The 233-nt window shown below is 66.1% G+C and carries 1 protein-coding gene; it reads left to right on the top strand.

The features are described 5' to 3' along the window. On the top strand, positions 1-233 hold a 233-nt coding region (locus SB771_RS37265), incomplete at both ends, for a Mov34/MPN/PAD-1 family protein (RefSeq protein WP_410722313.1).

Raw genomic sequence — 233 nt, 5'->3', positions numbered from 1 at the left:
CGCCCGGGTCGATCACATTCGAACGACCGCAACTCGCCGCACATGAGAGCCTCGCGATCGATATCCATAGCCACGGTGACGGGGCGGCCTTCTTCAGCGACCAGGACAACGCCGACGACGCCGGCGAGGTGAAAATCTCGGCGGTGCTCGGCGGACTCGGCGAAGGCGCTACGCCGAGCGTCGCCTTCCGGCTCTGCGTACTCGGCATGTTCGTGCCACTCAAGGTTCCGGCC

The organism is Burkholderia sp. SIMBA_051 (genome assembly GCF_046534915.1).
Lineage (GTDB): Bacteria > Pseudomonadota > Gammaproteobacteria > Burkholderiales > Burkholderiaceae > Burkholderia > Burkholderia ambifaria.
The sequence above is the reverse complement of the archived record's forward strand: the minus strand, read 5'-3'. Positions and strand labels throughout refer to the sequence as shown.